Source organism: Aeromonas dhakensis, assembly GCF_000820305.1.
Lineage (GTDB): Bacteria > Pseudomonadota > Gammaproteobacteria > Enterobacterales > Aeromonadaceae > Aeromonas > Aeromonas dhakensis.
Genome location: NZ_CDBH01000051.1, coordinates 16,747 through 38,930, shown reverse-complemented (window position 1 = coordinate 38,930; position 22,184 = coordinate 16,747). Strand labels below are relative to the sequence as shown.

The following is a 22,184-nucleotide window of genomic DNA, read 5'->3' as shown; positions in this document are numbered from 1 at the left end:
GGAGTATGCCCATGTCCCAGTCCGCCCCGGTCAACCGCCCCCGCCTGCTCACGGTCAAGCACATTCAGGATGTGAGCCCGCACCTGCGCCGGATCTGCCTGACCAGCCCGGAGCTCGCTGACTACCCCTTCACCTGTGGCGGTGCCCATATCAAGATCATGCTGCCCCAGCCGGGCCAGGCCCATGCCGTGCTGCCCACGCCCACCCCGCAGGGGCCGCGCTGGGAAGACCCGAGCCAGCGTCCCATCGTGCGCACCTTCACCATTCGCGCGTTTCGCCGCGAGGCGCTGGAGCTGGATATCGACTTCGCCCTGCACGATGATGGCGGCCCCGCCAGCCGTTTCGCCAGCCAGGCCAAGCCGGGCGATCTGCTGGCCATCTCGGGCCCGGGTGGCCCTGATCCCATGCTGCAACCGGCCAGTTACTACTACATGGTGGGGGATCTCACCGCCCTGCCCGCCATCAGCGCCATGATTGAGGTGATGCCCGCCGATGCCCGCGGCCACATCGCCCTGCTGGTGCCCTATCAGGAAGATGTGCAGGATCTGTCGCTGCCCGCCGGGGTAAGCCTGCGCTGGTTTGTCGGCCCCCCCGAGCAGACGGGGCCGCTGGTGGAGTACTTCACCGCCCTGCCGCTGGAGGAGCAACAGAGCTACTTCTGGTTTGGCGGGGAAGAGGGCTTGGTGGTCCCCATGCGCCGCCACGTACGGCGCACGCTCGAGGTGGATCGCACCCGGGTCTACGCCGTGCCCTACTGGCGCCACGGCAAGGATGAAGAGGCCTATCACCATGCCCGTCACGACGTGATGGACAGCTAAACCAGCTGATTTTGTCCTGAAATATCAAGCCCATGGCCTGCCGGTCATGGGCTTGATTGCCATTGGAGCGGCCTTGCCCGCCGGCGCTCTCCCCCCATTCTGGTGTGCCACTCGGTTGTGCTTGCATTTGCGGCCGACAACAAGATAATGATAATCACTCTCAACAATAACAGGTGATGACGCCCCATTGCAGCTCCCGTCCGGGTTCCGGTGTGGAGTGCACGTCACTCACTCCTATGCACAGCAAGGTAATCCAGATGGCAGTTTTAAACTCGGTAATGCGCGCCTTCGCGGTGGAGGCACTCCCCACTCCTGCCGACCTGTTGGCACTTCATCCCTGTCCCGCCGAGCTGGCGACCCGGATCGACCAGCACCGCCAGCAGGCTCGCCGGATCCTAGCTGGCGAGGACGATCGCCTGCTGGTGGTGATTGGCCCCTGCTCCATCCACGATCCCCTCGCCGCCCTCGACTACGCCAGACGGCTGGCCTCTCTGGCCCACGCCTATCAGGATCGGCTGCAGATAGTGATGCGCACCTATTTCGAGAAGCCCCGCACCACGGTGGGTTGGAAGGGGCTGGTGTTCGATCCCCATCTGGATGGCAGCAACGACATCAACCACGGCATGCGGCTCGCGCGCCAGCTGCTGCTCGACATCAACCAGCTGGGGCTGGCCACCGCCACCGAGTTTCTCGATACCACCAGCTTCCTCTACCTGGCCGATCTCATCAGCTGGGGGGCGATCGGTGCCCGCACCACCGAGTCGCAAGTTCACCGGCAGCTCGCCTCGGCCCTGCCCTGCCCCGTCGGCTTCAAGAACGGGACGGACGGCAACATCCGGGTGGCCATCGATGCCATTCAGGCGAGCGAAGCCTCCCACCTGTTTACCGCCCCCGGCAGCCAGGGCGGCATGGTGGTGATCAAGAGTGAAGGCAACCCGGCCGGCCACATCATTTTGCGCGGTGGCACCCGCCCCAATTACCACCAGCACGACGTGGAAGAGGCGGCCGAGCGGCTGGCACGGCAGGGGCTCCCCCCCCGGCTGATGGTGGATTGCAGCCATGGCAACAGCCAGAAGCTGCACAAGAACCAGATCCGGGTGGCGGGGGAGCTCTGCCGCCAGCTGGCAGAAGGCAGCGACGCCATCGCCGCCGTCATGGTCGAGAGTTTCCTGCAGGGCGGCAGCCAGAAACCGGCCCCTCTGAGCGAACTGGTCTACGGCCAGTCGGTCACCGATGCCTGTCTCTGCTGGGATGATACCCAGACCCTGCTCGCCATGCTGGCGGATGCCGTCGAGCGGCGCCGCCAATATCCGGGACAGCCCCGGCCGGACCCTGTTCGCTGGCCGGCCCAGCTGGCAAGTTGAATCCATTGGGTGAATAAGGCTCCCGTAACGGGAGCCTTATTATTTCCCCACTCTCCTTTTCCAATCTCCCCGCCATACCACCGATTAAATGCCCAGGGCATCTCTTTCCCATAAAAAGTGCGCAGGTATCCGGCGCCTGCCGCAATAAAACAACCGGGGTAATACGCTGTGGTTCGTCCAATCCGGTCGCTGACAGTGACCAGACCGATTAATGCCATGGGCACAACCAAGGGGAGAGGCAAGGCGCCAGAAACAGGCGATCTCTTAATGCTGATGGTATCGCCCTGGAATGACCTACCTAATACTTGACGGGCTATATGAGTCCAGCAACAGGAGGAGAAGAAGGCAGCCAGTCACACCATAAAAACGATGTCGGTGATGAAAAAACCAGCCAACTGGAAATTAATCGTTCAATCAGGCGGCAACAAATAGGGGTGACATCATGCGATTGTCATGCGACAAAAACCAGTCGGATAAAACAGCATGGGGAATTGACAGGGGCGGCTTTCAATGAGCACAAATAATAATGCCGCCTCATGGGCGGCATCATTCATGATCGACCCTCAGGGATCAGATCAGGAAATCATTCAGATCCTTGCCCAGCGCAACTTGCTCGGCAATGGCCTTGGGCATACGGCCCTGACCGGTCCAGGTCTTCTCCTGGCCATCTTCCTGGTACTTGTACTTGGCAGGACGCGGAGCACGCTTGCTCTTGGTCGCGCCAGCAGCGGCAGCCGGGGCGGCAGCGCTGTTCAGCAGTTCACGGGGATCGATACCGGCCTGCTGCAGCATTTCGGTGAACTCGTTCAGCTTGCGCTGACGCTCTTCCTGCTCGGCACGCTCCTGTTCAACAGAATCGGCGCGCTCGTTATATACCAGATCGAACTTCTCTTTTGCTTCTTGCAGCTGTTCAAACGGCAATTCACGGATGGCCGCACGCAGGCTGCGAATGTTCAGCAGAACTTTCAGAAACTCGTTCATTACTTCCTCACAGAATTATTTTTGTTTGTCACAGGGATAACACAGCTTGAGAATAGCACGGCTGTTTGAGAACAACATAATGTTTTTATAACAGCTGTCACTTTCTTAACAAAAAGTTCTGGCTGAATATAGCGACCACTTTATTCAGCCATTACTCATTGGCCCGCCTGCAAGATCGTTTACCATGCAATTCCCCCATGTAACGCATGGCAAATAGATCCGGTACAGCTTGTCATATTTTCCGGCAGGTGATGCCAGCTATTTTTACAATTAGCCACGGCTGTTAATTTTTCCGCCACTCACACGAGACTCTAGGTAGACAATTGACACTATATATTGCCGGCGATGGCTGCCGGCAACCTCTCCTGTGTGGATTGGCAAACTGGACATGGCAAACCGGCTTATTCCAGGATCAGCCGCCGCCAGGGGCCGGTGATCTCGCAGTGGCCGGTCTCCGCCGTATTCTGCCAACCCAACCGGTGATAAAACGCCAGCGCCGCCGTGTTGTTGGTGGCCACCTTGAGGGATGCTGGCTTGTTGAAGGGGGCCAGCCCCTGATTCAGCAGGGCCCGTCCCATGCCCTGGCCATGCCAGTCGGCCGAGACATAGAGGTGGTGCACGAAGCTCTCATCGCCCCAGATGGCGATGAAGCCGCAAGGTGTCCCCCCCTGCTCGGCCACCCAGATCTGCTCGCCCCGGGTCTGCTCGTCAAAATCTTCCAGCCGGAACTGGGCGGGATCGACCCAGTGAAAGGTCTGACGCCGCCCTTTCAAAAACAGCTGCGCCAACTGGGGAATATCCGTCTCTCGCATGGCTCTGATCATCAAACTGTCCCTGTCATATGAGTACCATCCAACTCTCCATGGAACACGGGGGCCCTGTCAAATCGCCGGCACAGAATAACGCCGTCGCGATGGCAGGGGTGTGACACACCTCTGTCCATTTCATGAGCCATGGGACTATACTGCCTGAGTCCCGTGTATGGATGTTTTGAGGCTCGCTGATTTATGGATAACAAGCAGATAGAAGGCAATATCTTTGTTCCGGCCCATATCGACGACGTCTGGCGTGCCTGGACAACCGAAAGCGGCCTGCGCAGTTTTCTGGCGCCGGAATGCCTGATGGTGCCGGAACCGAATGGTCCCTTCGAAATCTATTTCAGACCCGATGCCCCGCTGGGCGAGCGTGGCAGCGAAGGTTGCCGGGTGATGGCCGTCATGCCCCACGACCTGCTCAGTTTCAGCTGGAATTTCCCCCCCTCCCTGCCCCATATCCGCCAACAGAAGACCCAGGTCTGCCTGCGCTTCGTGCCGGAAGGTCAGGGCACCCGACTCTACTTCCTGCAGACAGGCTGGGCCAACGACCCGGACTGGGATCAGGGCTACGCCTATTTTCGGGATGAGTGGCTGGAGACCAGCCTGCCCCGCCTGCAATACCGCTTCACCCATGGCCCCATCGACTGGAACAACCCGCCGGACAAGCAGCAGTTGAAATCCCTGGCCCAATAAGCGCCCATAGAAAGCAAAACACCGCCAGCTGGCGGTGTTTCTTTTTCCTTGATAGTAAGCCCGGCACGGACCGGCTCATACCCCCAGCCGATCGCGCAGGGTGTACCAGGCGGCGCCGGCGGCGGTGAAGGGGATACGGAACAGGCGGCCACCCGGGAAGGGGTAGTGGGGCAGCTTGGCAAACGCATCGAAGCGCTCCGCCTGACCGCTCAACACCTCGGAGAGCAGCTTGCCCGCCAGATGGGTACAGGTGACGCCATGGCCGCTGTAGCCCTGCATGTAATAGATGTTGTGGCCGATGCGGCCAAACTGCGGCAGGCGCGACAGGGTGAGCAGGAAGTTGCCGGTCCAGGTGTACTCCACCTTGACGTCCGCCAGCTGGGGGAAGGTCTTGAGCATCTTGGGGATGATCAACCGCTCGATGTCCGCCGGATCCCGCGCCCCATAGACCACGCCACCGCCATAGATCAGCCGGTGATCGCCGGAGGTGCGATAGTAGTCGAGCAGGTAGTTGCAATCTTCCAGGCAGTAGTTTTGCGGCAGCAGCGAGCGGGCCCGCTCCTCTCCCAGCACCTCGGTGGCGATCACCTGGGTGCCGCACGGCATGCTCTTGCCGGCGAGCTCGGGCACCAGATTGCCGAGGTAGGCGTTGCCGGCCACCACCACGTAGCGCGCCTTGACCGCCCCTTTGGCGGTCTTGACCAAAGCAGGCTGACCCGGCGTGATGCTGGTGACGGCGGACTGTTCGAAGATCTTGCCCCCCTGCAAGCGGATCGCCTCCGCCTCCCCCAGCGCCAGGTTGAGGGGGTGAATGTGGCCGCCGCTCTTGTCGAGCAGGGCGCCGACGTAGCGATCGCTCGCCACCACTTCGCGCACACCGTCGGCATCGAGCAGCTCCAGCTTGTCGTTGCCCCACTTCTCCCAGCGCGCCTTCTGCGCCTTGAGCTCATGCAGCTGCTTCTCGGTCTCGGCGGCGAACACCCCGCCCTCCTGCAGATCACACTGGATGTTGTAGCGCTTGATCCGCTCGCGGATGATCTGGCCCCCCTCAAACAGCATGGAACCGAGCAGCCTGGCCTGTTCGGGCGGGCAATTCGCTTCTATGGTGTCGATGTCGCGGCTGTAGGAGTTGACGATCTGGCCGCCGTTGCGACCGCTGGCGCCAAAGCCCACCCGGGCCGCCTCCAGTACCACCACCGAATAGCCCTTTTCCACCAGATGCAGCGCGCTGGAGAGGCCGGTATAACCCGCCCCGATGACGCAGACGTCGCACTCCAGCGGTTCGGTCAGCGTCGGATAGGGCGCGTGTTGGTTGGCACTGGCTGCGTAGTAACTGTTTACATGTTCGGTCATTATCCCTGTTTCCTTACAAGTTCTTTTCCCAAACGAGACGATGTCTCGACACTAGAAGTTGGCCGGGGTGTGGGCGCTGACGATGCGGCAGACCTGCCCCGACGGATTGCTGAAACTGTGGGGCTCGCCCGTGTCGATCACGTAGCTGTCCCCGGCACTGAGCTGATAGGTCTGGCCCGCCACCGTCAGGGTCACAGACCCCTCCAGCACGGTACCCACCTCCTCCCCCAGGTGGGTGACCTGGCCGCCGGTGTCGGTGCCGGGGGCGTAGGTCTCCAGCATGAAGCCGAGCTGGCGGCGGTTGTTGCCGTTGTGCACCAGCTTCATGGAGACCCCCTGGCTGCCCAGCTCGATCAGCTGCTCGGCCCTGATCACCACGCTCGGCGTGCTCGCCACCTCCTCTTCGGCGAAGAAGCGCGACAGCGGCAGCTCATAGACGCTGAGCAGCTTTTGCAAAGAGGCCACCGACGGGCTCACCTTGTCCTGCTCTATCATGCAGATGGCGCCATGGGTCAGCCCGCTCAGCTCGGCTACCCGCCGCTGGGAGAGCCCCAGCCGGCGGCGAGTGGCGGCCAACCGCTCCCCCATGCTCTGCGCCTGGGTACTCTGCGCCAGCGGGTTGTCGGTCATGGACTGCCAGCGCGTCTCGCCCTGTGGTTGCTGCATTCGGCCACCTCCCTGTGTGCCTGGTAGGAGCCATTGGCGGCCCCGGTTAAAATAGCGAGTCAATCCGACCGACCTGTTTGTTATCCTGCACAGTGCACTCCGTTCATTATTTTGCACACCCTGCACCACGGAAACCGGTAAAATCGCTCCAACAGCTCCATTTCTAGCACGCGAGACACAGTTTACTCAAATATATTTAACACTTGAAAAACATTTCAGCTCAATTTATGGTCTTCCTGTGCTTATTATTCTATACGGTGGCGGCACAGGATGAGCCGGCCCCCTGACCCACAATCGAGGCTTGCTATCTATGTCAGCATCACAACCCGCACTCTCCCTGATCAAATCCCTTGCCTATATAGATGGTCGCTGGTGCGAAGCCAGCGGCGGACACCGGTTCGAGGTGCACAACCCGGCCACCGGCCAGGTCATCACCCAGGTACCCGACATGGACGAGGGCGACACCCGCCGCGCCATCGCCGCCGCCCACGCGGCCCAGCCGGGCTGGGCCGCGCTCACCGCCAAGGAGCGCAGCAACCGACTCTACGCCTGGTTCGAGCTCATCATGGCCAACCAGGAGGAGCTGGCCCGCATCATGACCTGCGAGCAGGGCAAGCCGCTGGCCGAGGCCAAGGGGGAAGTGGCCTACGGTGCCAGCTTCATCCAGTGGTTCGCGGAAGAGGGCAAACGTGCCTATGGCCGCACCATTCCGGGCTTCTCCAGCGACCGCCGGCTGGCCACCATCAAGCAGCCGGTGGGGGTAGTCGCCGCCATCACCCCCTGGAACTTCCCCATCGCCATGATCACCCGCAAGGCGGGCCCGGCGCTGGCCGCCGGTTGCACCATCGTCATCAAGCCGGCCGCCGAGACCCCGCTCTGTGCACTGGCACTGGCGGCGCTGGCAGAACAGGCTGGGATCCCGGCCGGGGTCATCAACATCGTCACCAGCCATCAGGCCGCGGCGGTGGGCAACGAGCTGTGCAACAACAAGACGGTGCGCAAGCTCTCCTTCACCGGCTCCACCCGCATCGGCAAGCTGTTGATGCGCCAATGCGCCGACACCATGAAGAAGCTGTCGCTGGAGCTCGGCGGCAACGCTCCCTTTATCGTGTTTGACGACGCCGATCTCGACGCCGCCATCGCCGGCGCGCTCGCCTCCAAATACCGCAACGCCGGCCAGACCTGCGTCTGCGCCAACCGTATCCTGGTGCAGGCCGGCATCTACGACGCCTTCGCCGAGAAGCTCACCGCCGCGGTCAAGGCCTTCAAGGTGGGCGACGGCATGAGCGAGGGCACCCAGATAGGCCCGCTCATCAACCCGGCCGCCGCCAGCAAGGTGGCCGAGCTGGTCAAGCAGGCCACCGCCGCCGGCGCCGAGTTGCTGCTGGGGGGCGAAGCCCACCCCGCCGGCCCGCTCTTCTACCAACCCACCATTCTGGGCAAGGTGGATAAAACCAACCCCATCCTGCAGGAGGAGATCTTCGGCCCGGTGGCGCCGCTGGTGCGCTTCGAGACCGAGGCCGAGGCCATCGCCCTGGCCAACGACACCCCCTATGGTCTGGCTGCCTATTTCTACGGCCGTGACATCGCCCGCGTCTGGCGGGTGGCCGAGCAGCTCGAATACGGCATGGTCGGCATCAACGAGGGGATCATCTCGACCGAATTGGCCCCCTTTGGTGGCATCAAGGAGTCGGGCCTCGGTCGTGAAGGGGCGGCCGAAGGGCTGGAGGAGTACCTCGAGACCAAATACCTCTGCTTCGGCGGCATCCGCTAGGCAGTCACATCTTGCGCCGGCGGCCGGGCCTGCAACAGGGGCCTGCCACCCGCCGGCGCAGCCATATCAGTTCACAAGGACGAAGTGAGTGCTCCCAAGGGGCCTCGCCACATTGAGACAGGGGCCCCCGGCCCCTCAGGGAGGAAAGATGAGTCAGTCAGCATCAAACAAGGCGTGGCAAGCGCGCCGCGAAGCCGCCGTGGTCAACGGCGTCGGCACCCTGCTGCCGGTGTTTATCGACCGGGCGCAAAACGCCGAGCTGTGGGATGTGGAGGGCAACCGCTACATCGATTTTGCCTCCGGCATCGCCGTGCTCAACACCGGCCACAACCACCCGAAAGTGGTGGCCGCGGTGCGCGCGCAGCTGGAGAAGTTCAGCCACACCTGCTTCCAGGTCACCCCCTACCCCGGCTATATCGAGCTGGCGGAGAAATTGAATGCCCTGGTGCCCGGCCCCACCCCGAAACGCACCCTGTTTCTCTCCACCGGCGCCGAGGCGGTGGAGAACGCCATCAAGATCGCCCGCGCCCACACCGGCCGTAGCGGCACCATCGCCTTCAAGGGGGGCTTTCACGGCCGCACCATGATGGGGATGGCGCTCACCGGCAAGGTGGTGCCCTACAAGACCGGTTTCGGCCCCTTCCCGGGGGAGGTCTATCACCTGCCCTTCCCGAGCGACTATCTGGGAGTGAGCGAGGCCGATGCGCTGGCTGCGCTGGATCTCTGCTTCAGCTCGGATATCGAACCGACCCGGGTGGCCGCCATCATCATCGAACCGGTGCAGGGTGAAGGGGGCTTCTACCCCGCCTCCGCCAGCTTCATGCAGCGCCTGCGCCAGCTGTGCGATCAGCACGGCATCCTGCTCATCTGCGACGAGATCCAGAGCGGTTTCTGTCGCACCGGCAAGACCTTCGCCACCGAATACAGCGGCATCGAGCCGGACATCATGACGCTCGCCAAGAGCCTGGCCGGCGGCTTCCCGCTCTCCGCCGTGGTGGGCAAGGCGGAGGTGATGAACGCCGCCAAGCCGGGTGGTCTGGGCGGCACCTACGCCGGCTCCCCCATCGCCTGCGCCGCCGCCCTGGCGGTGCTGGAGGTGATCGAAGAGGAGCGTCTCAACCAGCAGGCTCAGGCCCAGGGCGAGCAGATCAAGGCGCGCCTGCAGCAGCTGGCCGAGCGTTTTGACTGCATCGGCGACATCCGTGGCCCCGGCGCCATGGTGGCCATGGAGCTGGTCAAGCAGCGCGACGCAAACCGGCCGGATGCCGAGCTCACCAAGCGACTGGTGGCCGAGGCGGGCAAACGCGGGCTGGTGCTGCTGGCCTGCGGCGTGCGCGCCAACGTCATCCGCTTCCTGGCGCCGCTGACGGCCTCGCCGGCCATCATCGAGGAGGGGCTGACCCTGCTTGAACAGGCCCTGCAGGCGGCTCACGCCTGATCTGAAACAGAGCATTCGCCCATTAGTGCAAAAAAATGCGTTTTTGCCCCCTTGATATGCTTGTCAAGGGGGCAACACGAATGCACAATGCGCCGCCGCGTAAAAGGACCGACCACTTGCTGAGTCAGGTTCTTTTTTTGCGGCAAACAAATCCACAACGAGGCCGGAACCGACCGGAAAAGATAGCGAGATGGGTTGCCATCTCACGACACCCGCTTCTCTAGTGAGGAACACCATGGGGTATTTCACTGCTTTCCTGCCGGCCCGCGCCGGTCTGCGCCGCCTTGCTGGCGCCCCCTATGCCCAGGTTGATGCCGTCAGCCTGATCCCTTCGGCCCGGATTGAGGGGAAAGCACAATGAATGCCCAACCCGTCGGCCTGAAAAAAAGCCTGAAGCTGTGGCACGTCGTCATCATGGGTCTGGCCTACCTGACCCCCATGGCGGTGTTTGACACCTTCGGCATCGTCACCGAAATCACCGAAGGCCATGTGCCGACCGCCTACCTGTTCGCCCTCATCGGCATGCTGTTCACCGCCATGAGTTACGGCCACCTGGTACGCAAGTTTCCCTCGGCAGGCTCCGCCTACACCTATGCCCAGAAGGTGTTCCACCCTTACGTGGGCTTCATGGTGGGCTGGGTCTCCCTGCTCGACTACATGTTCATGCCGATGATCAACATGCTGCTGGCCAAGATCTACATGGAGGCCCTGTTCCCGAGCGTGGAACCCTGGACCTACATCCTGGGGCTGGCCGCCGTCATGACCTTCCTGAACCTGCGCGGCATCAAGCTGGTGGCCAACTTCAACAGCCTGATCGTCATCATGCAGTTCAGCATCATCGCCGTCTTCATCGGCCTCATCGCCTGGGGTGTCTACCATGGCGAGGGGCTTGGCACGGTGGCGAGCAGCCGTCCCTTCTTCTCCGATCAGATGGCGGTGGCCCCCCTGCTCACCGGCGCCTCCATCCTCTGTCTGTCGTTCCTCGGCTTTGACGCCATCACCACCCTGTCGGAAGAGACGCCGAACGCGGATCGGGTGATCCCCCGCGCCATCGTGCTGACGGCGCTGATCGGCGGCGTGCTGTTCATCTCCGTCTCCTACTTCCTGCAGCTGTTCTTCCCGGACATCTCCCGCTTCCAGCAGCCGGATGCGGTGCTGCCGGAAATCGCCCTCTATGTGGGCGGCAAGCTGTTCCAGGCGGTGGTGCTGGTCTGCACCACGGTGGCGGTGCTGGCCTCGGGGCTCGCCTCCCACGCCGGCGTGTCGCGCCTGCTCTACGTGATGGGACGGGATCGCGCCCTGCCGAGCCGCTTCTTCGCCTATATCCACCCGACCTGGCAGACCCCGGCGCTGAACGTGCTACTGGTGGGGATCCTGGCCCTCTCGGCGGTGTCGTTCGATCTGGAGATGGCGCTGGCACTGATCAACTTCGGCGCGCTGGTGGCCTTCACCTTCGTCAATCTGGCGGTGATTGCACACTTCTACGTCAAGCTCGGTCACAACAAGACGCTGCGGGATCACCTGATCTTCCTGCTGCTGCCTCTGTGTGGCGCCGCCTGCATCGGCGTGCTCTGGCTCAATCTGGAGCCGGCCTCCTTCGAGCTGGGGCTGATCTGGGCCGCCCTCGGCGCCCTCTATCTGCTGCTGCGCCTCACCGTGTTCCGGGTCCAGCTGCGCCGGCCCGAAACCGACGCCTCCTGAGCCCCCTTTTCATGACTACTGCGCCCGCCTTTCGCGGGCGTTTTTTTACCCCTGTTCACCCGCCGTGACAGCGGCACGCGCGCCGGAGCGGCTTCGCTCGCGCCCCTGTCAGCACAGGCTGCCAGCCGGGGGCTCAACCCCGACCTGACCCAGGTCAACAAAATGCCCTGGCGGGGGCATTTTTGCTTGTGTCCTCCCCCCCCTGAGGGCACAATACGCCGCCCCTGAGAGCCGATGTTTTTTGCAACATCGGTTCTTCGTTTTTAAGGGGTAAACCACATTCACCAAGAGGCCGGACTTTGTACCGGAATTGATACCGAGATTGCCAGGCAATCTCCCGACGTTGTGAGGAAATACATGGGGCATTTCATTGCTTTCCTGCCGGTCCCCGCCGGCGTGCGCCACTTGTCTGTGCCACAGACCGGCGCCCCCTGTGTCCAGCGACGCGCTGCGTCCCTGATCCCGTCCCCCTTCGCCGCCCTGGCGATCACAGAGGAGAAAGCGTGATGGCCGGTGCCAAGCTGCTCAAGACGCTCACCCTCTTCCAGGTAGTGGTGATGGGTCTGGCTTACCTCACACCCATGGCGGTATTCGATACCTTCGCCATCGTCGGTGACATTACCGAAGGCCGCGTCGCCACCGCCTATCTGCTGGCGCTCGGCGGCATTCTGCTGACCGCCATCAGCTACGGCCACCTGGTGCGCAAGTTCCCCTCCGCGGGCTCTGCCTATACCTACGCCCAGAAGGTGTTCAACCCCTACATCGGCTTCATGGTCGGCTGGTCTTCCCTGCTCGACTACATGTTCATGCCGATGATCAACATCCTGCTGGCCAAGATCTACCTGACCGCCATGTTCCCCGGCGTCGAGCCCTGGATCTTCATCTTCGGTCTGGTGACCGTGATGACCTTCCTGAACCTGCGCGGCATCAACCTGGTGGCCAACTTCAACGGCGTCATCGTCTTCATCCAGCTGGCCATCATCACCGTCTTCCTCGGCCTGATGGGCTGGGGCATCTATCAGGGTGAAGGGGCCGCGACCATGCTGAGCAGCCGTCCGTTCCACTTCGAGTCGGCCGGCATGGTGCCGCTGTTCACCGGCGCCACCATCCTCTGCTTCTCGTTCCTGGGCTTCGACGGCTTGAGCTCGCTCTCCGAAGAGACCCCGAACGCCGGCAAGGTGATCCCGCGCGCCATCGTGCTGACTGCGCTGATCGGCGGCATCATCTTCGTGACCGTCTCCTACTTCCTGCAGCTCTACTTCCCGGATCTGGCCCGCTTCAAGGAGCCGGACGCCGTGCTGCCGGAGATTGCCCTCTACGTCGGCGGCACCCTGTTCCAGAGCGTGGTACTGGTGTGCACCACAGTAGCCGTGCTGGCCTCCGGCATGGCCGCCCACGCCGGCGTGTCCCGCATCCTCTACGTGATGGGGCGCGATCGGATGATCCCGGAGCGGGTATTCGGCTACATCCACCCCAAATACCGCACCCCGGCCATCAACGTGCTGATGGTGGGCGCCCTGGCCCTCTCCGCGGTGTCGTTCGATCTGGACATGGCGCTGGCGCTGGTGAACTTCGGTGCCCTGGTGGCCTTCACCTTCGTCAACCTGTCGGTCATCGGTCAGTTCTGGGTACGCGAGAAGCGCAACAAGAGCCTCAAGGAGCACCTGCTGTTCCTGCTGCTGCCGCTGCTGGGTGCCGCCACCATAGGCGCGCTCTGGATCAACCTGGAGCAGAGCTCGCTGGAGCTGGGCCTGATCTGGGCCGGCCTCGGCGTCACCTACCTGTTCCTGCGCCTCGCGGTGTTCCGCATCCCCTTCCGTCAGTACGAAGAGGCGGCCGACTCGCAGTAAGCGGCCAGCGCCAACCAAGCAGAAGGGGAGCCATGGCTCCCCTTCTTCGTGCACCTCATCTGATCACCGCCCTCGCGGCGGCCGGGCTCAACCCTGGTTGATCACCGCAGTGGCAGCCGCCTTGAGCGGATCCTTGGCCACCGCCTTCACATCCTGCTGGGTCTGCTTGAGCTGCTGGCCGGCCTGATTGACCTTCTGCTGGGTCCCCTGCAGCTGGCTCTTGCCCTCCTTGATGCCGGCGGTTTTTTGGTCCAGCACGTCCGTGGTGTACTTCTTCACCTCGGCCCCGGCCTTCTCTTTCTGTTGGCGCACCAGCTTGTCGGTATCACAGCGGCCCTTGACCCCCAGAGTCGCATTGAGCGCCTCGTTCTTCATTGCCTTGTCGAGGTTGCACTCGGATTTCAACACGCTCGCCTGGGCACCGACAGACAACAGACCCAGGGACAGACACAACACCCATGCACGCATAACAACACCACGCTGGTTGAGATAAGGAAGGCCGCAGCATAACGCCCTGTGCCCCGGCGGCAAGCCGTCAGACACATTCGCAGCCAAACGGGGCGAGATCCCGGCCCAATCCGACACCTTCTGTCCCATCTTCCCCACCCGGCCATGTCATCAAATCATCACAAAAGTGTCACTTTGTCATATTTCTGTCATGGAGCCCTGCTGTAATGCGCCCGTCCATTTTCAAGCAGACTGTCCCAAGAGGCTTCATGCACAGCACCCCATCTTTTGCACAACAGCAGACCCGTCGTACTGGCCCACTGTTCAACTGGCTCGCTGTGATCACCCTGATCTACCTGATCCTGGTTGCCGTCGGCGCCGTCTCCCACGGCTTCAAGGGCTTCTCCGGCGGCGCCGAGGGCGCGGCCCAGATCTTCGCCTTCGCCAACAACCCCTTCGTCGCCCTGCTGCTCGGCATCCTGGCCACCGCCCTGGTGCAATCCTCCAGCACGGTCACCTCGGTGATCGTCGGTCTGGTGGCCGGCGGCCTGCCCATCGGCATGGCCATTCCCATGGTGATGGGCGCCAACCTCGGCACCACCATCACCAACACCATCGTCTCCCTCGGCCATATCCGGGATCGGGGCGAGTTTCGCCGCGCCTTTGCCGCCGCCACTGTGCACGACTTCTTCAACCTGCTGGCGGTGTTCATCTTCCTGCCGCTGGAGCTGATGTTCGGTCTGCTGCAAAAGAGTGCCGAGGCGCTGGCCACCCTGCTGGTAGGCTCCGCCGACATGTCGATGAAGGGGATGGATTTCATGAAGCCCCTCATCTCCCCGGCCCTCAACTTCATCGATGACCTGGTGGCCTTCCTGCCGGGCAAAGGGCCGGCCATCGCCACCATCGTCATCGGCATCCTGCTGATCCTCGGCTGCGTCACCTGGCTCGGCAAGGTACTGCAACGGGTGCTGGTCGGCCGTGCCAAAGAGGTGCTGCACAAGGCGCTGGGCCGCGGCCCGCTGACCGGCATCGCCTCCGGCACTCTGGTTACCGTGATGGTGCAGTCCTCTTCCACCACCACCAGCCTGATGATCCCGCTGGCCGGCAGCGGCGTGTTCAGCACCCGTCAGCTCTATCCCTTCACCCTGGGCGCCAATATCGGCACCACCATCACCGCCCTGCTGGCCGCCACCGCCATCAGTGGTGCCGGGGCCAAGCTGGCGCTGACCATCGCCCTGGTGCACGTACTGTTCAACCTGTTCGCCGTGGTGCTCATCTACGGGGTGCCCTTCCTGCGCGAGCTGCCGGTCAAGGCGGCCGAGGGGCTGGCCCGGGTCGGCAGCGAGAACAAGCTACTGGCACTCGGCTACGTGGCGGGCCTCTTCTTCGCCCTGCCCGCCCTGATGATGGTGGCCGCCAAGTAACGACCGCCCTGACGACGAGGGGGAGGCGCCAGTCGCCTCCCCCTGCTCATTTGCCCGTCCGGTCACATCCTGCCCCGCCCCGGCTCGCCCTGACGCCCCGGCTGGGATAAGATGCCGCACTCACTGCCCTCCCGGCATTTCACGACATAGGGATACCCGATGAAACTCGTTCTGATCGCGCTGCTGGTTGCCGGCGTCGCCTACTACTTCTACTCGAGCAGCAACAACAGGAAGCTGGCGGAAGAGAATGTGCGCAAGGGGGCCGAGTTCCTCGCCGCCAACAAGGAAAAACCCCTGGTGACCACCACCGCCTCCGGCCTGCAGTACGAAGTACTGACCCCCGGCAGCGGCACCGTTCACCCCACCGCCACCAGCAAGGTGAAGGTGCACTACGAGGGCAAGCTGCTGGACGGCACCGTCTTCGACAGCTCGGTCGCCCGCGGCGAGCCCATCGAGTTTGGCCTCAACCAGGTGATCAAGGGCTGGACCGAAGGGGTACAGCTGATGGTGGAAGGGGAGAAGACCCGCTTCTACATCCCCGCCAACCTCGCCTACGGCGATCGCGCCGCCGGCAAGATCCCGCCGGGATCTGTATTGATCTTCGACGTCGAGCTGCTCGGTATTCAGTAAACCGGTCAGATCCCACCCTGCGCCCGTGCTGACCTGCGAGGTGGCGCGGTTAGGGATAAAATCCGCATCAAGATGAACTGATGGCTGTGGGGCAAGACGCTCTCAGCCTTTCTCAGGGCCGGCCACTGCGCCGGCCTTGTCATAGGTAAACCTCCCATCCTTCCCCCTTCACTATCAACCAATAGTGAACAGTGCTTATTCATCAAGCTGGATTGTTAACTTCATTTTCGGGGCAGATAATGACCATATCGTCAGTGGCATGTCGCCCTGGCCCACCGTTTTCGGTGCCCTGGCACCAATACAACGCATATGGAGTCTGTCATGTCTATCGCCCCCGTCTGGTTCATCTCCCATGGCGCCCCGGATCTGGTTCTGCGCGACCAGCCGGCGACCCACTTCCTCAAAAGTCTGCGCCTTGGCGATCTCAAGGGGCTGGTGGTCATCTCGGCCCACTGGTTTACCCGCAGCGAGCTGCAGATCAACGTCGAGCCCAATCCGGCCTTGATGTACGACTTCTACGGTTTCCCCGAGCCGCTCTATCACATCCGCTGGCCGGCCAGCAGCCCGCTCTGGTTGCAGGAGGCGGTGAGTGACCAGCTGCTGCTGGCGGGCCTGCCCGCCGAGCCGGTGCGCCGCGAGCTGGATCACGGGGTCTGGTCGCCGCTCTCGCTGATGGATCCCGCCAGCAGCGTCCCGCTGGTGCAGCTCTCCATCCCGGCCAGCTTCACCCCGCGCCAGCTGTGGCAGCTGGGGGAGGCGCTGCAGCAGCTGCGTGCCCAGGGGATCGGCATCCTGGCCTCCGGCGCCATCACCCACAACCTGCGGGCACTGGGGCCGGAAAACTCGCCGGTGCCGGGCTGGGCCCGCAGTTTCGTCGACTGGCTGGAGTTGACCATGGCCGAGGGTGACAGAGCGGCGCTGGAAGATTACCGCGCCCGCGCGCCGGGGGCGGTGGAATCCCACCCTCACGACGATCACCTGCGCCCGCTGTTCGTGGCACTCGGCGCCGCCGGCCAGGACAAGCCGGTCAAACTGCACGACAGCTGGGATGGCGGCAGCCTCTACATGGGCTCCTACCGCTTTGCGTAGACGCGGCTGCCATTCAGGCCAAGGCGTAGAGCAGGAGAATCGGATACAAGTGGCTGCGATCAGTGCTAAGTTATGTTGCAACCCATTTGATACCACTTTGAACCAACACAGAGCGCCGTCATTTGCGCTCTGTGTTTTGATTGCGGGATATCAGGGTTTACTTTCAATGCATTAACGCTACTCTGGCCAAAATGGCAGAATCGTCACATCGGGTGTGTTCTACGTCATCAGCGAGGCAAGGAGGCTTCAGCTTGCGCAATCACCACCCCTTTTTAGGGTTGAACCGCAGTGCAGGCCTGGTATTGCTCATCGGCCTGCTGCTCTCCCTGCTCGGCACCCTCCTCCTCCATTACAGCAATGACAAGCAGGTGCAAGCCAGCATCACAGCGGCCACGGAGCACGTCGCAGATACCGTCAAGGCGCGACTCGATCTGTATCAGTACGGTCTCAGAGGGGTACGAGGCGCCATCCTGACCGCCGGCGAACATGCCTTCGACAACGAGGACTTCGTTCGTTACAGCCTGACCAGGGATGTGGACAGTGAATTCCCCGGTGCCCGGGGTTTTGGCTTCATCAGGCGAGTGAAGGATGCCGAGCTCGACGACTTCATCCTGCGCGCCCGACGAGATGGGCGGCCAGGTTTCACCCTTCAGCTGCTCTCGCCCTATCGGGGTGAACATTTCATCATCCAGTTTATCGAGCCGCTATCACGCAACAAGGCGGCCATCGGGCTGGACATCGCCTCGGAACCCTCACGCCGTGAGGCGGCCCTCGCCGCTATCCGCAGCGGCGAGGTACGGCTGACCCCCCCCATCACCCTGGTACAGGCCACGGGCAAGCCAAGGCAATCCTTTCTGATGCTGATGCCCATCTACCGCACCGTGACCACTCCAGCGACTCCCGAGGAGCGAGAGGCCGCCGGGTTTGGCTGGAGCTATACCCCCTTGCTGATGGAAGAGTTGCTGGACGCCCTGCATCTGGAGAGCCCGGCCTTTCACATCAGACTGATCGATGTGACCGACCCCCGGCATATCCAGCCCTTCTATACCAGTGCCATCGACCACGAGTCGCGCAATCCGCACCACATCACCATGTCCAGAGCCGCCGAGCGGGAAATTCATGGCCGCCGCTGGCAGATCAGGCTCGACGCCCATCCCCTGTTCGTGGCGCAGCTCAACCAGACCTCTCCCTATGTGGTGTTGTTCACCGGCGGCCTCTTCACTCTGCTGCTCACCCTGCTCGCGCGCATGCGGGCTCAGGGGCAACAGCAACGTCTGCAGATTATTGAGGAACAGGCCAGACTGGCCGCCATCGTGGCCGGTGCCAGTGACGGCATCATCGCCAAGACCCTGAACGGCGTCATCGTAAGCTGGAACAAGGGGGCCGAAGATCTGTTCGGTTACCCGGCCGGCGAGGCGCTGACCCGTACCGACAGCGCGCTGTTTCAGACGGATCACGACAGCGCCGGCGAGAAGGCGCGGCTCGCCGACCTCAGGCAGGGCGTCCGGATCCCGAGCTTCTCCGCCCGGCGTCGGCACAGGGACGGCCATCTGCTGGATCTCTCCATCTCCATCGCCCCCATCTATGACCATAGGGGCAAGCTGGTCGGCACCTCAGAGACCATCCGGGACATCACGGCCCAGAAGCAGGCAGAGGCCAAGATCCTGGAGCTCAACGCCAATCTGGAACATCAGGTGGCAGAGCGCACGGCTGAGCTGAGCAAGATCAACGTGTTATTGAGCAACGTCCTGCGCTCCGCCTCGGCAATCTCCATCATAGCGGCCGATCTGGAGGGCACCATCACCCTGTTCAACGAGGGGGCCGAGCAGCTGCTGGGATACAGCGCCGCCGACGTGGTCGGCAAGGAGACCCCCGGCATCTTCCACACCCGCGACGAGATGCAGGCCCGCAGTGTCGAGCTCAGCGCCCAGTACGGCGAGCAGATCAGCGGCTTCCAGGTGTTCGTCTACAAACCGGAACGGGAAGGGGCGGAGAGCCGGGAGTGGACCTATGTGCGCAAGGATGGCAGCCGCTTCCCCGTCACCCTGGTGATCACCGCCATCCGTGATGAACAGGGGATCAGCCGGGGCTACCTTGGCATCGGTCTGGACATCACCGACAGCAAGGCGGCCGAGAAGAAGCTGGCCGAGAGTCTCGAGATCACCCGCGCCATCCTGGACACCGCCGTCAACCCCATCATGACCATGGATCCTGACGGTCGCATTCACTCCCTCAACCCGGCCGGTCAGACCGCCTTTGGCTATCAGGCCGGCGAGATCCAGGGCCGACAGGTGCAGACCCTGTTGCACAGCAGCGATGAGCATGAACTGGGTGAATTCCCCCTCGGCACCCTCAGCGACAGCCAGCTGGCCGCCCTGATGGAGAGGGAGTTTATCGGACGGCGGCGCGATGGCAGCGAGTTCCCGCTGCAGATGTCGATCGGCCGGATGCAGGCGGCGGGCTCCAGCATGTTCGTCTGCATCATGACCGACATGACCCAGCAACTGGCCCAGCGCAACGAGATCCTGTCGACCCGCGATCAGCTGCAGATGGCGGCCGACGTGGCCGAGCTGGGGATCTGGTCATGGGAGCTCGGCAGCAACGCCCTGAGCTGGAACAACCGCATGTTCGAGCTCTACGATCTGCCGCTGACGCTCAGGGACGAGGGGCTCAACTACCAGCACTGGGCAAACAGGGTGCACCCGGACGATCTGGCGGCCACCACTGCCAGCCTGAACCGCGCCGTGGCCGGCACCGGCATCTACGACCCCGTCTTTCGGGTGATGCAGGACAACTGCGATCACCGGGTGATCCAGGCCGGGGCCAAAGTGGAGCGGGACAGCAGCGGTCAGGCGCTGCGCGTCATCGGCTTCAACCGTGACATCACAGCCCAGACCGAGCTGGAGTCCCGCCTGCTCTATGCCAAGGAGCAGGCAGATGCCGCCAGCCAGACCAAGTCCTCCTTCCTCGCCAACATGAGCCACGAGATCCGCACCCCCCTCAACGCCGTACTCGGCATGTTGCAGCTGATCCAGTACACAGAGCTCACCGCCCGCCAGCTCGACTATGTGGTCAAGGCGCACTCGGCGGCCAACTCCCTGCTGGGCTTGCTCAACGACATTCTCGACTACTCGAAGATCGAGGCCAGCAAGCTGCAGCTCGATCTGCACCCCTTCGACATCGAGCTGCTGATGCGGGACCTGGCCATCGTACTGGACGGCAACCAGCGCCAGAAAGAGATCGAGGTCATGTTCGATATCGACCCCCACCTGCCCAATCACCTGATCGGTGACAGCATGCGCCTGCAGCAGGTGCTCACCAACCTGGCGGGCAATGCCCTCAAGTTCACCATCAAGGGGCAAGTGGTGATCACCATGGCGCTGCTGGCCCGCCATGAGCAGACGGTCACCATCCGCGTGGCCGTCACCGACAGCGGCATCGGCATCAGCGCCCACCAGCTGGAGCGCATCTTCGAGAGCTTCACCCAGGCCGAGGCCTCCACCACCCGTCGCTTCGGCGGCTCCGGACTGGGGCTGGTGATCTGCAAACGCCTGCTCAAGCTGATGGGGGCAGAGCTGCGGGTCGAGAGTGAACCTGGCCGTGGCAGCCGCTTCTGGTTCGACATCACCCTGGCACAGGCCGCCCCCCAGTCTCTCAAGGAGGCCTGCCCGGACATGGCACCGCCCCCCTACATTCTGGTGGTCGACGACAGCGAGCTGGCGGCAGAGCTGCTGCAACGCACCCTGCTGCAGCTCGGCTGGCAGGCCGAGCTGGTCCACTCGGGGGCCGAGGCCGTCCGCCGGGTCGCCGAAGCCCGTGCCCAGGGCCGTCCCTTCGACATAGTGCTGATGGACTGGAGCATGCCGGGCATGGATGGACTGAACGCCGCCGCCCAGATCCGGCAACAGGCCGGGCAAGACCCTGTCCCCGGAGTCATCATGGTCACCGCCTACGGCCACGAGGTGTTCACCGAGTCGCACCAGTCGGGCGCCACCCCCTTCGTCAGCCTGCTGACCAAACCCGTGACTCCCAAGCAGCTGGCAGAGGCCATCTATCAGGCCCTCAATGGCCAGGACGTCGCGCCCGCTCTCCCTGCCCAGCACACCCGCCGGCTGAGTGGTCTCACCCTGCTGGTGGTGGAGGACAATCTGCTCAACCGCCAGGTCGCCTGCGAATTGCTGAGCTGCGAAGGGGCCAGGGTGCTGCTGGCCGAATGCGGGCGGGACGGGGTGGCCATGGTATTGCAGCAAGCCCCCTCGTTTGATGCCGTGCTGATCGACATGCAGATGCCGGATATTGACGGGCTGGAGGCCACCCGCCAGATCCGGGCCCACCCGCAGTTTGCCAACCTGCCCATCATCGCCATGACCGCCAACGCCTCGGAAGCGGATCGCCAGCTCTGCCTGGCTGCCGGCATGAATGAGCATGTGGGCAAGCCCATTGCCCTCGAACAGCTGGTCTCCACCCTGCTGGCCCAGCTTGGCAAGGCTGGCCAGCCAGCCCTTGCCCAGCCCCCGTCCCCCGCAGCCAGCGAAGCCCTGCTGGAAGCGGAATCCGTCATACGCCAGCGTTTTGACAACGATATCGAACTGCTGCAACGGATCCTGAGCCTGTTCGACCCCGACATGGCAGAACAGCTGGAGGCCTTGCACCAGGCCATCGCCGCTGGCCAGGTCACGGAGGCCTGTCGCATATTGCACGCCATCAAGGGCAGCGCCAGCACCATGGGGGCCTGCCAACTGGCCACCCTGGCCAAGGCGCAGGAGCAGGCCCTGCTCCACGCCGACCAGCAGCAGGCCGCTGCGCTGCTGGCTGACGCCGGCTGGCTGCAGCGGTTGCAGGAGACGGTGCGGCTCAGCCTGGAGAGCCTCGAAAAAACCTTCGCCCCGCCCCCCGACACCACCACGCAGCCGGCCGATGATGCCTTGTCCCTCGCCGAATGGCGGGAGGCCATGCAGCACATCCTGGCGCTGCTGGAAGATGGCAATCTGGCGGCGGTCGAGCTGACCGAGGCCCTGGCGCCCAAGACGCCGCCGCAGCTGCACACCGCCTTTCGCCAGTTTGCCGGCCTGATCGACAACCTGGAGTTCGGTGCCGCCCTCAAGCTGGGACACGCCCTATGCGACAACCAATGATGGAGC

General features: G+C 63.1%; 18 protein-coding genes. 13 read left to right on the top strand and 5 right to left on the bottom strand.

What is annotated here, in order from left to right; genetic code table 11:
- Positions 1–11: 11 nt before the first annotated feature.
- Together BN1143_RS15110 and BN1143_RS15105 are read left to right on the top strand one after the other, a co-directional pair.
- The gene (locus BN1143_RS15110) at positions 12–818 is read left to right on the top strand and encodes a siderophore-interacting protein (RefSeq protein ID WP_042051201.1); all 807 of its coding nucleotides are present in this window, start codon (positions 12–14) and stop codon (positions 816–818) included.
- A gap of 257 nt (positions 819–1,075) precedes the next feature.
- On the top strand, positions 1,076–2,182 hold the full coding sequence (locus tag BN1143_RS15105; RefSeq protein WP_025201383.1) for a 3-deoxy-7-phosphoheptulonate synthase: 1,107 nt from the start codon (positions 1,076–1,078) through the stop codon (positions 2,180–2,182).
- Positions 2,183–2,752: 570 nt separating this feature from the next.
- Here the strand turns inward: BN1143_RS15105 and BN1143_RS15100 are convergent.
- Complete coding sequence (locus BN1143_RS15100) at positions 2,753–3,163, bottom strand: H-NS family histone-like protein (RefSeq protein ID WP_005303032.1); 411 nt, start codon at positions 3,161–3,163, stop codon at positions 2,753–2,755.
- A gap of 401 nt (positions 3,164–3,564) precedes the next feature.
- A complete protein-coding gene (locus tag BN1143_RS15095; RefSeq protein WP_042051200.1) occupies positions 3,565–3,987 on the bottom strand; it encodes a GNAT family N-acetyltransferase in 423 nt (140 codons plus the stop codon).
- 183 nt (positions 3,988–4,170) lie between these two features.
- Here BN1143_RS15095 and BN1143_RS15090 point away from each other — a divergent pair, with 183 nt between their 5' ends.
- Positions 4,171–4,671, top strand: a complete 501-nt coding sequence (locus tag BN1143_RS15090; RefSeq protein WP_005303036.1) for an SRPBCC family protein — start codon at positions 4,171–4,173, stop codon at positions 4,669–4,671.
- 75 nt (positions 4,672–4,746) lie between these two features.
- Here the strand turns inward: BN1143_RS15090 and BN1143_RS15085 are convergent, their stop codons facing one another.
- Complete coding sequence (locus BN1143_RS15085) at positions 4,747–6,024, bottom strand: NAD(P)/FAD-dependent oxidoreductase (RefSeq protein WP_042051199.1); 1,278 nt, start codon at positions 6,022–6,024, stop codon at positions 4,747–4,749.
- Positions 6,025–6,075: 51 nt separating this feature from the next.
- Positions 6,076–6,690: an HTH-type transcriptional regulator PuuR gene (gene puuR / locus BN1143_RS15080; protein WP_042051198.1), complete on the bottom strand. Its 615-nt coding sequence runs from the start codon at positions 6,688–6,690 to the stop codon at positions 6,076–6,078.
- 310 nt (positions 6,691–7,000) lie between these two features.
- Between puuR and BN1143_RS15075 the strand changes: the two genes are divergently transcribed.
- The 6 genes from BN1143_RS15075 to BN1143_RS15060 all read left to right on the top strand — a co-directional run bounded on the left by BN1143_RS15075 (position 7,001) and on the right by BN1143_RS15060 (position 13,453).
- Positions 7,001–8,464, top strand: a complete 1,464-nt coding sequence (locus BN1143_RS15075; RefSeq protein WP_019840189.1) for an NAD-dependent succinate-semialdehyde dehydrogenase — start codon at positions 7,001–7,003, stop codon at positions 8,462–8,464.
- A gap of 148 nt (positions 8,465–8,612) precedes the next feature.
- Complete coding sequence (gabT, locus tag BN1143_RS15070; RefSeq protein WP_042051197.1) at positions 8,613–9,902, top strand: 4-aminobutyrate--2-oxoglutarate transaminase; 1,290 nt, start codon at positions 8,613–8,615, stop codon at positions 9,900–9,902.
- A gap of 235 nt (positions 9,903–10,137) precedes the next feature.
- Positions 10,138–10,263: a hypothetical protein gene (locus BN1143_RS22860; protein ID WP_005303046.1), complete on the top strand. Its 126-nt coding sequence runs from the start codon at positions 10,138–10,140 to the stop codon at positions 10,261–10,263.
- Positions 10,260–11,603, top strand: coding sequence for an APC family permease (locus tag BN1143_RS15065; protein WP_005303048.1), 1,344 nt, complete (start codon positions 10,260–10,262; stop codon positions 11,601–11,603). The genes BN1143_RS22860 and BN1143_RS15065 overlap by 4 nt, the downstream gene beginning before the upstream one ends.
- Before the next feature lie 357 nt (positions 11,604–11,960).
- Positions 11,961–12,110: a hypothetical protein gene (locus BN1143_RS22655; RefSeq protein WP_017765716.1), complete on the top strand. Its 150-nt coding sequence runs from the start codon at positions 11,961–11,963 to the stop codon at positions 12,108–12,110.
- Complete coding sequence (locus BN1143_RS15060; protein WP_042051196.1) at positions 12,110–13,453, top strand: APC family permease; 1,344 nt, start codon at positions 12,110–12,112, stop codon at positions 13,451–13,453. The genes BN1143_RS22655 and BN1143_RS15060 overlap by 1 nt, the downstream gene beginning before the upstream one ends.
- A gap of 87 nt (positions 13,454–13,540) precedes the next feature.
- Here the strand turns inward: BN1143_RS15060 and BN1143_RS15055 are convergent, their stop codons facing one another.
- Complete coding sequence (locus BN1143_RS15055; protein ID WP_042051195.1) at positions 13,541–13,921, bottom strand: hypothetical protein; 381 nt, start codon at positions 13,919–13,921, stop codon at positions 13,541–13,543.
- Positions 13,922–14,169: 248 nt separating this feature from the next.
- Here BN1143_RS15055 and BN1143_RS15050 point away from each other — a divergent pair, with 248 nt between their 5' ends.
- From BN1143_RS15050 to BN1143_RS15035, 4 genes are all read left to right on the top strand, one after another.
- Positions 14,170–15,324: a sodium:phosphate symporter gene (locus BN1143_RS15050; protein ID WP_042051194.1), complete on the top strand. Its 1,155-nt coding sequence runs from the start codon at positions 14,170–14,172 to the stop codon at positions 15,322–15,324.
- 159 nt (positions 15,325–15,483) lie between these two features.
- A complete protein-coding gene (locus BN1143_RS15045) occupies positions 15,484–15,954 on the top strand; it encodes a BamJ family beta-barrel-assembly machinery protein (protein WP_010633350.1) in 471 nt (156 codons plus the stop codon).
- Between the two features lie 321 nt (positions 15,955–16,275).
- On the top strand, positions 16,276–17,043 hold the full coding sequence (locus BN1143_RS15040) for a DODA-type extradiol aromatic ring-opening family dioxygenase (protein ID WP_042051193.1): 768 nt from the start codon (positions 16,276–16,278) through the stop codon (positions 17,041–17,043).
- A gap of 251 nt (positions 17,044–17,294) precedes the next feature.
- Complete coding sequence (locus BN1143_RS15035) at positions 17,295–22,178, top strand: PAS domain S-box protein (protein ID WP_042051192.1); 4,884 nt, start codon at positions 17,295–17,297, stop codon at positions 22,176–22,178.
- The last annotated feature ends 6 nt before the right edge of the window (positions 22,179–22,184 follow it).